The 13,924-nt window shown below is 41.5% G+C and carries 11 protein-coding genes and 1 pseudogene; 10 read left to right on the top strand and 2 right to left on the bottom strand.

Annotated features, from left to right (window positions below; genetic code table 11):
• Positions 1 to 14 precede the first annotated feature (14 nt).
• The 10 genes and pseudogenes from rnpM to RHS_RS00400 form a co-directional block, all read left to right on the top strand.
• On the top strand, positions 15 to 293 hold the full coding sequence (rnpM, locus tag RHS_RS00445; RefSeq protein WP_027294248.1) for an RNase P modulator RnpM: 279 nt from the start codon (positions 15 to 17) through the stop codon (positions 291 to 293).
• Entirely contained in the window at positions 280 to 591 is a 312-nt protein-coding gene (locus tag RHS_RS00440; protein ID WP_027294247.1) for a ribosomal L7Ae/L30e/S12e/Gadd45 family protein, read from the top strand. Before rnpM ends, RHS_RS00440 begins: the two co-directional genes overlap by 14 nt.
• A gap of 13 nt (positions 592 to 604) precedes the next feature.
• Positions 605 to 3,889, top strand: coding sequence for a translation initiation factor IF-2 (infB, locus tag RHS_RS29795; protein WP_395020878.1), 3,285 nt, complete (start codon positions 605 to 607; stop codon positions 3,887 to 3,889).
• 19 nt (positions 3,890 to 3,908) lie between these two features.
• Positions 3,909 to 4,295, top strand: coding sequence for a 30S ribosome-binding factor RbfA (gene rbfA, locus RHS_RS00430; RefSeq protein ID WP_027294245.1), 387 nt, complete (start codon positions 3,909 to 3,911; stop codon positions 4,293 to 4,295).
• On the top strand, positions 4,288 to 5,256 hold the full coding sequence (locus tag RHS_RS00425; RefSeq protein ID WP_027294244.1) for a bifunctional oligoribonuclease/PAP phosphatase NrnA: 969 nt from the start codon (positions 4,288 to 4,290) through the stop codon (positions 5,254 to 5,256). The genes rbfA and RHS_RS00425 overlap by 8 nt, the downstream gene beginning before the upstream one ends.
• On the top strand, positions 5,253 to 6,149 hold the full coding sequence (gene truB / locus RHS_RS00420; RefSeq protein ID WP_027294243.1) for a tRNA pseudouridine(55) synthase TruB: 897 nt from the start codon (positions 5,253 to 5,255) through the stop codon (positions 6,147 to 6,149). Before RHS_RS00425 ends, truB begins: the two co-directional genes overlap by 4 nt.
• A gap of 23 nt (positions 6,150 to 6,172) precedes the next feature.
• Positions 6,173 to 7,069 (top strand): bifunctional riboflavin kinase/FAD synthetase, encoded by an 897-nt coding sequence (locus RHS_RS00415; RefSeq protein WP_047832061.1) that lies wholly within the window; start codon positions 6,173 to 6,175, stop codon positions 7,067 to 7,069.
• Positions 7,070 to 7,498, top strand: a complete 429-nt coding sequence (locus tag RHS_RS00410) for a DUF3592 domain-containing protein (RefSeq protein WP_047832060.1) — start codon at positions 7,070 to 7,072, stop codon at positions 7,496 to 7,498.
• A 163-nt stretch (positions 7,499 to 7,661) separates the two neighbouring features.
• The gene (rpsO, locus tag RHS_RS00405) at positions 7,662 to 7,928 is read left to right on the top strand and encodes a 30S ribosomal protein S15 (protein WP_027294240.1); all 267 of its coding nucleotides are present in this window, start codon (positions 7,662 to 7,664) and stop codon (positions 7,926 to 7,928) included.
• Between the two features lie 178 nt (positions 7,929 to 8,106).
• Positions 8,107 to 10,194: pseudogene (locus RHS_RS00400) on the top strand (polyribonucleotide nucleotidyltransferase); the annotation flags it as partial.
• A 167-nt stretch (positions 10,195 to 10,361) separates the two neighbouring features.
• Here the strand turns inward: RHS_RS00400 and RHS_RS29790 are convergent.
• Together RHS_RS29790 and RHS_RS00390 are read right to left on the bottom strand one after the other, a co-directional pair.
• Positions 10,362 to 11,726: an Ig-like domain-containing protein gene (locus tag RHS_RS29790; RefSeq protein ID WP_395020874.1), complete on the bottom strand. Its 1,365-nt coding sequence runs from the start codon at positions 11,724 to 11,726 to the stop codon at positions 10,362 to 10,364.
• Positions 11,727 to 11,758: 32 nt separating this feature from the next.
• Entirely contained in the window at positions 11,759 to 13,924 is a 2,166-nt protein-coding gene (locus tag RHS_RS00390; protein ID WP_047832058.1) for a YhgE/Pip family protein, read from the bottom strand.

The raw sequence follows: 13,924 nt of genomic DNA, 5'->3' as shown, positions 1-13,924 counted from the left end.
CGAAGGAGTACAGTATGAGCCAGGTTAAAAAAGCACCTATGCGAAAATGCATCGGATGCCAGGAAATGAAAAACAAAAAAGAAATGATGAGAGTCCTCAAAACACCGGAAGACGAACTTGTCATTGATACGACCGGTAAAAAAAATGGTAGAGGCGCATATCTGTGCTTTTCAAAAGAATGTTTTGAAAAGGCAGTGAAAAGCAAAGGGCTGGAGCGTTCATTAAAAATGAGTATCCCCCCATCTGTATATGAAGGTTTAAAAAAGGAGATAGAGCATATTGAAACAAAATAAAATTCTGTCTCTCATTGGTTTGGCAATGAAAGCCGGCAAAGTTGTAAGCGGCGAATTCTCGACGGAGAAAGCAGTAAAAACAGGGCAGGCATGTCTTGTAATTATCTCCGAAGAAGCCTCCGATAATACCAGAAAAAAATTTCAGAATATGTGTACGTACTATGAAGTGCCGATTTATTTTTATGGAACGAAGATTGATCTGGGTATCGCCATTGGAAAGGAGTTTCGGGCATCTTTAGCAGTGACCGACCAGGGGTTATCTACTGCCATAGAAAAGCAGCTTAGTAACAGTAATTAACGGAGGTAGTAATATGTCAAAATTGAGAGTGCATGAGTTAGCAAAAGAATTAGGGAAACAAAATAAAGAAGTCATGAATTATCTTACAGAGAAAGGAATAACGGTAAAGAGCCATATGAGTACAATAGAGGAAGGTATGGTGGATGACATCCGTAAAAATATCGGAAAAGGCACTGCTAAACCTGCAACGGGAGCAGGGGAAGTAAAGGCACAGGAAGCATCCACATCTACAAAACCGGAAAGTAAAGAACAATCCACAGGAGAACCGGTAAAGAAAAAAAATATATCACAGGTATTCCGTCCGCAGAACAGCCGTACCGGAATGCAGCAGCGCCCGGGTCAGCAGCGTTCACAGGGACAGGCAAGAAGACCTCAGGGAAATACAGGTGCAGTACAGCATCCACAGAGCCAGCAGACAGTGAAGCCACAGGAAAACCCGGAAGTTAGGGCGCAGTCAGCAGCTCCGGTAAAACCACAGGTTCAGCCGGCAGCCGGAAGTGATGTACAGGCAAAACCTGTTTCCGTACAGCCGACGGCAGCTCCGGTACAGCATACAAGTGTAAAAGAACCGCAGACAGCGGCACCGGTTACCCCAAACAGCAGACCACAGGAAACGGAACAAAGAACTTATAACAATCAGGGTGGCCAGAGACCTTATAATAATCAAAACAGCCAGGGCGGCCAGAGACCTTATAATAATCAAAACAGTCAGGGTGGTCAGAGAACCTATAATAATCAGGGCGGCCAGGGTGGCCAGAGACCTTATAATAATCAGAACAGCCAGGGCGGCCAGAGACCTTATAATAACCAGAACAGCCAGGGCGGTCAGGGTGGCCAGAGACCATACAATAACCAGAACAGCCAGGGCGGTCAGGGTGGCCAGAGAGCATACAATAACCAGAACAGCCAGGGCAGTCAAGGCGGCCAAAGACCTTATAATAACAACGGCGGTCAGGGTGGTCAGAGACCTTATAACAACCAGGGCGGTCAGGGAGGTCAGAGACCTTATAATAGTCAGGGCGGTCAAGGAGGCCAAAGACCTTATAATAACAACGGCGGTCAGGGCGGCCAGAGACCTTATAATAGCCAGGGCGGTCAGGGCGGTCAGAGACCTTATAATAGCCAGGGCGGTCAAGGAGGCCAAAGACCTTATAATAACAACGGCGGTCAGGGCGGTCAGAGACCTTATAATAACAACGGCGGTCAGGGTGGCCAGAGACCTTATAATAACAACGGCGGTCAAGGCGGCCAGAGACCTTATAATAACCAGGGCGGCCAGAGACCATACAATAATGGACAGCGTTCACAGGGACAGGGATCTTATGGTGCAGCTTCAAGTGCTCCAAAATCAGATCTGGCTAAACCGGTTACAAAAGAGTCCAGAATCAGAGCAGATAAATTTAACAAAACAGATAAATTTGTAAAAGAAACCAAAGGAAACCGTCCAAATCAGAAGAATAGTAATTTCAAGGGTGGGAAAGCTATTAGCAAGACTGCTAAACCAGTTAAGCCAATGTCTCAGCCAGTAGAAAAGAAGGAAGATGAAATCAAGACAATTATCTTACCGGATATTTTGACAATTAAAGAACTTGCAGATAAGATGAAAATCCAGGCTGCTGTTATTGTTAAAAAATTATTCCTTCAGGGAACAATGGTTACGGTAAATCATGAAATCGATTATGATACTGCAGAAGAGATTGCATTGGAATACAACTGTATTGCAGAGCATGAAGTAAAAGTAGATGTTATCGCAGAACTCTTAAAAGAAGATGACGATGATGATACAACATTAGTAGCAAGACCTCCGGTAGTATGTGTTATGGGTCATGTTGACCATGGTAAAACATCCCTTTTGGATGCCATCCGTAATACACATGTTATTGCAAAAGAAGCCGGTGGAATCACACAGCATATCGGTGCTTATGTGGTAAATATTGATGGACAGAAAATTACATTCCTGGATACACCGGGACATGAAGCGTTTACAGCTATGCGTATGCGTGGAGCGAACTCTACAGATATTGCCATTCTGGTAGTAGCTGCAGATGATGGTGTTATGCCGCAGACAATTGAAGCAATCAACCATGCGAAAGCCGCTGGAATTGAGATAATAGTTGCCATCAATAAAATTGATAAGCCAAGTGCCAATATTGAAAGAGTAAAACAGGAATTATCAGAATATGAACTGATTCCGGAAGACTGGGGCGGAAGTACGATATTTGTACCGGTTTCAGCACACACACAGGAAGGTATTGAGCAATTGCTGGAGATGATTATTTTAACAGCAGAAGTTGCAGAGTTAAAAGCAAATCCAAAGAGAAAAGCCAGAGGTCTTGTGATCGAGGCAGAGTTAGATAAGGGAAAAGGACCGGTAGCGACAGTTCTGGTTCAAAAAGGAACATTAAGAGTAGGTGATCCGATAGCAGCAGGTTCCTGTTATGGTAAAGTACGTGCTATGATGGATGACAAGGGAAGAAGAGTAAAAGAAGCAGGCCCTTCTACTCCTGTTGAAATTTTAGGTTTAAGCGACGTACCAAACGCAGGTGAGATATTTGTTGCTACTGACAGCGATAAGGAAGCAAGAAGCTTTGCAGAAACCTTTATCAGCCAGGGTCGTGAAAAACTTCTGGAAGATACGAAAGCAAAAATGTCCCTGGATGATCTCTTCACACAGATTAAAGCCGGTAATCTGAAAGAATTCGGAATTATCGTCAAGGCCGATGTACAGGGTAGTGTAGAAGCGGTAAAACAGAGTCTGTTAAAACTTTCCAATGAAGAAGTAGTCGTTAAGATTATTCACGGCGGAGTTGGTGCTATCAATGAATCTGACGTTATACTGGCCTCTGCATCCAACGCAATTATTATCGGATTTAATGTCCGTCCCGATGCAACGGCTAAACTTACCGCAGAACGCGAAGGGGTAAATGTAAATTTATACCGTGTCATTTATGATGCAATCGCAGATGTGGAAGCAGCAATGAAGGGAATGTTAGATCCTGTATTTGAAGAAAAGGTACTGGGTCATGCAGAAGTACGCCAGACATTCAAAGCATCCGGAATTGGTACAATAGCAGGTTCTTATGTTCTGGACGGTATTTTCCAGAGAGGCTGTTCCGTGCGTATTACCAGAGAAGGAAAACAGATTTTTGAAGGACCGCTTGCATCACTGAAACGATTTAAAGATGACGTAAAAGAAGTTAAATCAGGTTATGAATGTGGTCTGGTATTTGAAAAATTCAATGACGTGCAAGAGTTTGACCAGGTTGAAGCGTACACAATGGTTGAGGTTCCACGTTAAGTAGAACGGAGTTTTATATATGAGAAAAAACAGTATTAAAAATACACGTGTCAATGCAGAAGTCCAGCACGAGCTGTCTAATATAATCCGGGGTGAAATAAAAGATCCCAGGATTAATCCGCTGACTTCCGTGGTTGCCGTAGAAGTAGCACCGGATTTAAAAAGCTGTAAAGCGTATATCAGTGTTCTGGGTGATGAAAAATCCCAGGCAGATACGCTGGCAGGATTAAAAAGTGCAGAGGGTTATATCCGCAGGCAGCTTGCCAGAACGATTAATCTTCGTAATACGCCGGAGGTTCGCTTTATCTTAGACCAGTCAATTGAATACGGTGTGAATATGTCGAAACTTATTGACGATGTCAACAAAGATATCAAAGAGACAGAAAAGGATGATGAGAATGAATAACATAGCATCTGAACTGAATCATGTGAAAACGGTAGCTATCGCCGGCCACATCAGGCCGGACGGTGACTGCGTGGGTTCCAGCATGGGAATGTATCTCTATTTAAAGAAAAACTTCCCGCAACTTACAGATGTAGATGTGTATTTAGAAAAGATTCCTGACTCTTACCGCTTTCTTCAGGGAACAGATGAGATTCACCATACTTGTGATAAGGAAATGGAATATGATCTGTTCATTTCCCTGGACTGCGGAGATAAGGAGCGTTTGGGCGAAGCTGCAAAATATTTTGAAACAGCAAAACGCAGGATGTGCATTGACCACCATATCAGCAATTCAGGTTTTGCAGATGTGGATTATATTGTTCCGGAAGCAAGTTCCACTTCAGAACTGGTTTATGATGTGCTGGACAAAGATAAGATTACAAAAGAAATAGCAGAAGCACTCTATATGGGAATTGCACATGATACGGGAGTATTTCAGTATAGCTGTACTTCAGCGAAAACCATGCGGGCAGCTGCAGATCTGATGGAAAAAGGAATTGATTTTTCCGGTATTTTAGATGATACGTATTATAAAAAATCATATGTTCAGAATCAGATACTCGGAAGAGCGCTCTTAGAGAGCATTATGGTTCTGGACGGACAGTGCATTATCAGTGCTATCCATCAGAAAGATATGGTTTTTTATGGAGTGGAACCAAAAGATCTGGATGGTATCGTAAGCCAGCTTCGCAATACAAAAGGTGTTGAAGTGGCAATCTTTATCTATGAGACGGGCAGCCAGGAATTTAAGGTGAGTATGCGCTCTAATGGTATTGTAGATGTAAGTAAAATCGGTGCATATTTCGGTGGTGGCGGTCATGTACGTGCTGCAGGCTGTACGCTGCAGGGAACGATGCATGATGTGCTTAATAATTTAACAAAACATATAGAAAAGCAGCTGTTACAGGAGAAAGAATCGTGATTCATGGAATTATAAATGTTTACAAAGAGCAGGGGTTTACTTCTCATGATGTGGTAGCTAAGCTTCGCGGGATTCTAAAGCAGAAAAAAATCGGTCATACCGGTACATTGGATCCGGATGCCACGGGAGTTCTCCCTGTATGTCTGGGAAAAGGTACAAAACTTTGTGATATGCTCACAGACAGGGATAAGACCTATCAGGCGGTGTTGCTGCTTGGTACCGTTACAGATACACAGGATACCAGCGGAACCGTATTAGCTCAAAAAGAAGTAACTTCCACTGAGGAAGAAGTTCAGGAAGCGATACGAAGCTTTACCGGAGATTATGAACAGATCCCCCCCATGTACTCTGCATTAAAAGTAGATGGTAAAAAGCTGTATGAATTGGCTAGAGAAGGTAAAGTTATTGAACGCAAGGCAAGACTGGTTCATATTCATGAAATTAGGATAGATGAGGCTGCACTGCCGCGTGTCACCATGACTGTTTCCTGCTCAAAAGGAACTTACATACGTACTTTGTGTCATGATATTGGCGATAAACTTGGCTGTGGAGGCTGCATGGAAAGTCTGATTCGCACAAAAGCTGGTTCTTTTGTGATTGAGGACAGTATTACCCTGGGTCAGATAGAAGAATTGCGGGATAATGGAACCCTGATGGATCATATCACGCCAATTGATGAAATGTTTTTAGAGTATCCGAGGGTTGATATAAGAGAAGAGTTCCACAAATTATTATACAATGGCAATATGTTTTATGATAACCATACGGCAGGGCAGGTTCCTATGCAGGATGGACTCGTAAGAGTTTACGATGCCGGGGGACAATTTTTTGCTGTTTACGGTTACGAAAAAGCCGAAAAAAGATTTAAGCCGGTCAAGATATTTGCCGTTTAAGGTCACTGGAGGGACAAAAGAGTATGGAGTACATCGTAGGAACGACAGAATTTAGCTGTGAGGAAGCATGTGCAGTTACCTTAGGTAAATTTGACAGTTTACACAGGGGGCATCAGAGGTTAATACGGCGTGTCAGACAGCTTCAGCGAGAGGGATTGAAAGGTGTGGTATTCACTTTGAATTCCAACAGGTCTGAAGTATTGTTAACCGGAGAAGAACGCAGGTCACTTCTGGAAGACCAGGGACTTTCCTGCCTGATTGAGTGTCCCTTTGTGCCGGAAATATCACATATGGAGCCGGAAACATTTGTATCTGAGATCCTGGCAGGCCGCCTCCATGCAAAGTATCTGGTAGTAGGGACAGATTTTCATTTCGGATATCAACGAAAAGGAGATTACAGGCTTCTGCAGGACCTGCAGACTAAATATGGATTTCAGGTCGAGGTGATTCATAAAAAGAAGTACGAAGGAAAAGATATCAGCAGTACATTTGTAAAAGAAGAATTAAAAAAAGGCAACATGGGAGTTGTAAATGAACTACTGGGACGGCCATATGGAATTATCGGAGAAGTACTTCATGGAAGGAAAATAGGCAGAACACTTGGAATGCCTACTACCAATCTGATCCCGGAGAAAGAAAAGTTATTGCCGCCTAACGGCGTATATGCATCTAAGACCGTAATTGATGGGAAAATGTATCCCGGCATTACCAATATCGGTTATAAGCCTACAGTCGGCGAATCATTTCGGGGTGTTGAGACGTATATTTTTGATTTTGACCAGGATCTTTATGGCAAGACGATTGAGATTCTGCTCTATACGTTTGAGCGCCCTGAAATGAAATTTGATTCCTTAGAAAAATTAAAAGAGTGCATGCACAGAGATATTGAGTTTGGAAAGGAATATTTTGGTGAGCAATAGATGTTAATTTTAAGCGGGGTATTCATTTTTATTGGAGTAGTTCTGGTGATTGGTACAGCTGCCTTCCGGTATTACTTTCAGGGGAAAGAAGATTATCAGGGACGTGCTGACGGTCAGGTTGTAGATCTGGTTATGGATAAACCGGACGACGAAGGCGAGAGAGCCGGAATACATCATTATTATTATCCGGTAATTGCATATTATGCTAATGGGCTGCTTTTTAAGGAGCGTTATGAAAATGGAAGTAATCCAAGTGAATTCAGAATGAAACAGCAATTAAAGATATGTTATAATCTGGAAAAGCCATATCATTTTAAAATTCTGCAAAAAGATCCAAGATCATATCTGTTGACCGCTGTTTATTTATTAGGGTTTTTGTTCTGTATTGCAGGTGGAATAACCTTCCTTTTATTTGCAACGAGAGGTTGACGTAAGAATACAGATGTGATATACTATCGAAGTGTGTAAGGCCGTGCTTACAAGTAAGTTTACGTTTCACTTATACACGGCAATACAGCCGATATTCAGAATTTTGGACAACTCCGACCATGTTCTTAGTATCAGGCGATCAAATAATAAGGAGGAAATCAAAATGATTTCAAAAGAAAAGAAAACAGCAATTATTAACGAGTATGGCAGAAAAGCTGGAGATACAGGATCACCTGAAGTACAGATCGCTATCTTAACAGCAAGAATTCAGGAACTTACAGAGCATTTAAAAGAGCATCAGAAAGATCATCATTCAAGAAGAGGTCTTCTTAAAATGGTAGGTCAGAGACGTGGTTTACTTGCATATTTAAAGAAAACTGATATTGAAGGATACCGTACTTTGATTGCAAAATTAGGAATCAGAAAATAATTCGGACAAAGTTGGGGGCGGAGGAATCCGTCCCTTAAGTTTGTTTCGTAACCCGTAACCCGTTAACCAAATCATGTAGCATCACAGAAGCCGAGACCACTGAAAAGCAGATTTCAGTTAAGTCTGTTTTTCAGTTGTTTCGGAAAGTATGCTGCAGCAAATTAAAAGGAGACAAAATATGTTCAAAAGTTTTTCAATGGAACTGGCTGGAAGAACTCTTACCGTAGATGTAGGAAGAGTTGCAGCACAGGCAAATGGTGCAGCATTTATGCACTATGGTGAGACCACCGTATTATCAACAGCTACTGCTTCAGAAAAGCCGAGAGAAGGAATTGATTTCTTCCCTTTAAGTGTTGAATATGAAGAAAAATTATACGCTGTTGGAAAGATTCCGGGAGGATTTAATAAAAGAGAAGGAAAGGCATCTGAAAATGCAATCCTGACATCCCGTGTAATCGACAGACCAATGAGACCATTATTCCCAAAAGATTACCGTAATGATGTTACATTAAATAACCTGGTTATGTCAGTAGATCCTGATTGCAGCCCGGAATTAACAGCAATGCTGGGTTCCGCTATTGCAACTGCTATTTCTGATATTCCATTCGACGGACCTACTTCTACAACTCAGGTGGGGCTGGTAGACGGGGAACTGGTATTTAATCCAAATGCGGCTCAGAAAGCAGTATCTGATCTTCAGCTGACCGTTGCTTCTACCAAAGACAAAGTCATTATGATCGAAGCAGGTGCAAACGAAGTTACGGAAGCAAGAATGATTGAAGCTATTTTCGCTGCACATGAATTAAATCAGGAAGTAATCAAATTTATCGATACAATTGTTGCTGAATGCGGAAAAGAGAAGCATACTTATACAAGTTGTGCCGTTCCGGAAGAATTATTTGCAGCAATGAAGGAAATTGTAACGCCAGAGCAGATGGAAGAAGCTGTCTTCACAGATGACAAGCAGACAAGAGAAGGAAATATCCGTATTATTAAAGATAAATTAACGGAAAGCTTTGCTGAGAACGAAGAATGGCTTGCAGTATTAGATGAAGCCGTTTACCAGTATCAGAAAAAGACTGTTCGTAAGATGATCTTAAAAGACCACAAACGTCCGGATGGAAGAGCAATCAACCAAATCAGGGCATTAGCAGCAGAAACAGATTTAATTCCAAGAGTTCATGGTTCTGCAATGTTTACACGCGGACAAACTCAGATCTGTACCATTACCACGCTGGCACCTTTATCGGAAGCGCAGAGAATCGATGGTTTAGACGAAGCTGAGACTTCTAAGAGATACATGCATCAGTACAATTTCCCAAGCTATTCCGTTGGGGAAACAAAACCATCCAGAGGACCGGGACGTCGTGAAATCGGACATGGAGCTCTTGCTGAACGTGCACTTATTCCGGTATTGCCTTCAGCAGATGAATTCCCATATGCAATTAGAACCGTATCCGAGACTTTTGAATCGAATGGTTCTACTTCTCAGGCTAGTATCTGTGCATCCAGTATGTCCTTGATGGCAGCGGGTGTTCCAATTAAGAAAGCGGTAGCTGGTATTTCAGCAGGACTGGTAACAGGAGATACAGATGATGACTATCTTGTACTGACAGATATCCAGGGACTGGAAGATTTCTTTGGAGATATGGACTTTAAGGTAGCAGGTACCCAGGATGGTATCACAGCAATTCAGATGGATATTAAAATCCATGGCCTAACAAGACCAATTATTGAAGAAGCGATTGCAAGAACAAAAGAAGCAAGAACTTTTATCTTAGATGAAGTTATGAATAAGGAAATTGCAGAACCTCGCAGTGAAGTAGGCAAATTTGCACCAAAGATAGTGCAGATCAAAATTGATCCGGACAAAATTGGTGATGTAGTTGGTCAGAGAGGTAAAACAATTAATGCAATTATCGAACAGACCGGTGTAAAGATTGATATCACCGATGATGGTGCAGTATCTATCTGCGGTGTAGATAAAGACAGCATGGATAAAGCAATCGATATGATCAAAATCATCACAACTGATTTTGTGGCTGGACAGTTCTTTGTTGGAAAAGTAGTAAGTATCAAAGAATTTGGCGCATTTATCGAATTTGCTCCGGGCAAAGAAGGAATGGTTCACATTTCTAAAATCTCAAAAGAGAGAATTAACCGCGTAGAAGACGTTCTGACTCTTGGAGACATGGTTAAAGTAGTTTGCCTTGGCAAGGATAAAATGGGCAGAATCAGCTTCAGTATGAAAGATGTAGATAAAGAAAATAAAGAAAATAAAGAAAATAAAGAGAACAAAGAGCATAAAGAATATGCAGAAAAGAAAGCTGAGAAGCATTCAGAGCAGTAATTTTATTCTCTTATATAATTAAAAAGAAACAGTCAAATTTGAACTTCCCCTTATGGGATATCAATTGGCTGTTTCTTTTTTATTTATTTTAGTCTACCATAGCGTACATCAGAAAATTTACCATAGAGTTTTGTATTTCCTTTGATTTTGCAGGCGCGTATCTTATAATAGTAGACTTTCTTTGGTTTTACTTTTTTATCTGTGTAACTGCAATTGTTTTTTATGGTTGCAATTCGGGTAAACCCTTTATTTTTATTGGCAGAGCGGTATAATTTATAAGAAGTGGTTCCGGTTTGCTTCTTCCATGTGATATGCAGGGATTTACCGGATACACTGGATATTCTGGATATTTTCCCTTTAGACGGAACAACCTTTATCATACAGACTGCTTTTTTATTATTTTCCTGCTTTGATGTACAGGTTATTTTCGTAGTTCCAAAATTTTTTGCGGTAATTTTACCTGATTTTGAGACCGTGGCTATTTTTTTGTTCCTGGAAGTCCAGGATACTGATTTATTCGTTGCTGACAGGGGAACAACCACGGCCTGGAGCTGTTTTGTTTTTCCTTTTACCAGGGTAATGGTTTTTCCCGGTTTTATATTAACAGAAGAAACTGGAACATCTTTCCAGATCTTAAAGGAATAGTCTCCGGTATTGGTACGCTTATTCGTTCCCATGGTTATTTTTAGCAAATAAGTTTCCCCGGCATACAGGCTGCAGGTGAATGTCTTTGATTCCCCGTTCCCCGCGCTCTGCTGATAGAGCTGTTCTTCATAAGATGTGCAAAGATACACATTAGCTTTCTGGGAATCTAAAGCACTGGTTTCAATATTTTGGTTGGTAAAACTGATATGATAGGTTCCGTCTGAAGGAGCTTTAAACTGATACCAGTCAATATCTCCGTTGCCATCCAGGGAAGAGGTGTATTTTTGCCCAAGTGCAGCATTCGATGCCTGGCTTGAAATATCGCTGACAGTGTCGTAACGGCAGCTGATCTGTATGCTGTACTGCCCGGTATTTTTGGAGGGATTCATTCCCGGATTTACCGACACATAGTAGGTTGTATTTTTCTCTAATTTCAGATTGATATTACCCTGTTCATTTTCTTTCAGATGAATACGGCTGTTTTTGAGGTCAATCAGGTTTTCGGTACGAAGTACAAAATCGGGTTGGGATACCGCAAGTAATCCAGTAGGAATACTTAAATTTTTACAGGTGATATTATAATATGCATCCTGGCTATTCGTAGTAAACTGGTACCATTTGCTGTGGGGTATTGTTCCTTCCAGGCGGTCCATATACCGGGTATTGTATTCTAACACAGCGGCAGATTTAGGACTGCTCCCGCCGTTGACCGGCTTCTCGGCGGCACATACCACCAGCCCCGTTGTATAAGCAAGGCAGAAAGCCAGGGTAAAAAGCATCATCATTTTTTTAAATTTCTTCATTACAAATCCTCCCTTTATTTGATTTTTTATATTTACATTAAATGTGTATCTTCAAGCCGTTTTTCAAAGAATACATTTAGTCTGATCAGCGGTTTGCGTAAGATCAGACCGAGCATCAGGGCAAGAGGAACGTATACCAGAAGATGAAGCAGATCTTTGATATAGCTGCTGCCATAGATTCCGGCTACCGTCTCTCTCATTGCATTGATGCCATAAGTAAATGGCAGGAATGGATATACATTCTGGAAAAACCGGGGGGTCACTTCAATGGGGAAGGTTCCTCCCGCGCCGGCAATCTGAATAACAAGTAAAATGACACACAGTGCTTTGCCAATATCTCCAAAGGAAACGGTCAGTGTGTAAATAATATTCGTATATACAAAGCTGGATAACAGCCCTGCGGCCACAAACAGCAGCGGATTCCTGCATTGTATCTCCAGGAAATACAAATCCCCCATACAGATAATAAATGCCTGTATCAGTCCCAATGTCATGAAAAGCAGATACCTTCCAAGATAACAGTGGGATGGGCGTAAATTCTTTAGTTTTTCATCTTCGTCTACCCGGACTTTCAATATGGCAACCAGAACAATGCCGCCAACCCAGATAGCTAAAGTAGTATAAAAAGGTGCCATTGCCGAACCATAATTTTCTATCGGATAAAAGGAAGTAGTTTCCAGCTGTACCGGAGATGACATAAAACTGCCCATAAGATCAGGGTCATTTTGTATAATCTCCATCAATTTCTGCAGCTTTTTATCTTTCCCCACAGAATTTAACTGTGAAATTATATTCTGTATTTTATCGTGTGTACTGCTGATCACATCTTTTGTGCTGGATAAAGCCTTTTGCCCTGAGGTCAGGGAAGAGCTCAGGCCGTCAAAAATACCGTCCAGATTGCTGAGGCTGCCATTGGTGCTCTGCAATAGTCCGGAAAGGTCACTGCCAGTTTTGGTAATTTCATCCATCAGGTTATCAAGCATCGGCTGTACCGAATTTAAATAAGAGGTACGGATACCGGAAATGTCATCTTTACTGCCGGAAATTACCGAAGAAATGGAATTACGGGTTTCACTGCTGATGTCAGAAGCACTTTTTATACTTTCACTGGTAGCATTTATTTTATCAATAATAGACTGCTGGTTCTGACTGGATGTATTAAGTTTATCAATCAGATTGTTGATTTCATCTTTGGGTTCCGGCAGCTGGGCATTTAGGTCTGTCAGTATATTAATATTTTTCGTATTCATATCAATGATTGCCTGGGCAAGCAGGGTTGTCTGGGCAAGCTGCTGGGCAGCATCGGAGATATCATTATTAATGTCACCAAAGGCCTGTGAGGCAGTATTTGAAATGGAATCGTAGATATCCTGCGCCGAATTCAATACGTTGCTGAATGACTGGTTTACACTGTTTAAAGAGGACTTAGAAGTATCCAGCACGGACTGGGAATCGTTAATTGTCTGCGTACCGTTTTCCAGTGTGGAACTGATATCCGGCAAGGTCAGTTTTGTTGTGGAAAGCAGCGTATTCACACCGTCAATTGTTTCTGAAAAGGCATCAATCGTGGAACTGTACTGGCTCAGATCCGAATCCACAATCTGTAATACGTTAATCAGACGGTCAATTAATGTATTGCTGTTTTCCTGTAAATCCCCCGTAGTAGTATTCAATATTCCTGCTATGGTTTCGGTAGCTACGCTGATAAAGGTACTGTTAACCTGCTGCTGAATAACGCCTACACCTTTATCCGTGATCTTTGGCGCAATAGCATTCTTTTTTTCGTTGATATAATATTGTATCTTCGGGCTTTCAATATTCGTTGACAGTATGCTGGATATTTTCCTGCTGAAATCCTTGGGTATAACTACAGCAGCATAGTATTTGCCGGATTTCACTCCGTCAACGGCAGATGCCGTATCTGTAAACTCCCAGCCGATCTGATCATTCGCTTTTAGATTATCGATAATCTGTGAACCTACATCCAGATTCATCGTATCCATTTTATATCCGCTATCTTCATTGGAAACGGCAACCTTGATGCCGGATGTGCTTCCATAGGGATCCCAGTTTGCTGCAATATTAAACCAGGCATATAATGCAGGAATAATACTGACTCCGATTACCACAATCATTGCCATTACATTTTTACTTAGACGTGATAAATCCCGAACATAAATTTTAAATATTTTTTTCAT

It is taken from the genome of Robinsoniella sp. RHS (assembly GCF_001029355.1).
Taxonomy (GTDB): Bacteria; Bacillota; Clostridia; order Lachnospirales; family Lachnospiraceae; genus Robinsoniella; species Robinsoniella peoriensis.
The sequence above is the reverse complement of the archived record's forward strand: the minus strand, read 5'-3'. Positions and strand labels throughout refer to the sequence as shown.

What these genes read in the sequence shown, in the direction of transcription:
- rnpM (WP_027294248.1), top strand. Translation starts at nt 15, where the DNA reads ATGAGCCAGGTTAAAAAAGCACCTATGCGAAAATGCATCGGATGCCAG.
- infB (WP_395020878.1), top strand. Translation starts at nt 605, where the DNA reads ATGTCAAAATTGAGAGTGCATGAGTTAGCAAAAGAATTAGGGAAACAA.
- rbfA (WP_027294245.1), top strand. Translation starts at nt 3,909, where the DNA reads ATGAGAAAAAACAGTATTAAAAATACACGTGTCAATGCAGAAGTCCAG.
- RHS_RS00425 (WP_027294244.1), top strand. Translation starts at nt 4,288, where the DNA reads ATGAATAACATAGCATCTGAACTGAATCATGTGAAAACGGTAGCTATC.
- RHS_RS00415 (WP_047832061.1), top strand. Translation starts at nt 6,173, where the DNA reads ATGGAGTACATCGTAGGAACGACAGAATTTAGCTGTGAGGAAGCATGT.
- RHS_RS00410 (WP_047832060.1), top strand. Translation starts at nt 7,070, where the DNA reads ATGTTAATTTTAAGCGGGGTATTCATTTTTATTGGAGTAGTTCTGGTG.
- rpsO (WP_027294240.1), top strand. Translation starts at nt 7,662, where the DNA reads ATGATTTCAAAAGAAAAGAAAACAGCAATTATTAACGAGTATGGCAGA.
- RHS_RS29790 (WP_395020874.1), bottom strand. Translation starts at nt 11,726, where the DNA reads ATGAAGAAATTTAAAAAAATGATGATGCTTTTTACCCTGGCTTTCTGC.
- RHS_RS00390 (WP_047832058.1), bottom strand. Translation starts at nt 13,924, where the DNA reads ATGAAAAAAATATTTAAAATTTATGTTCGGGATTTATCACGTCTAAGT.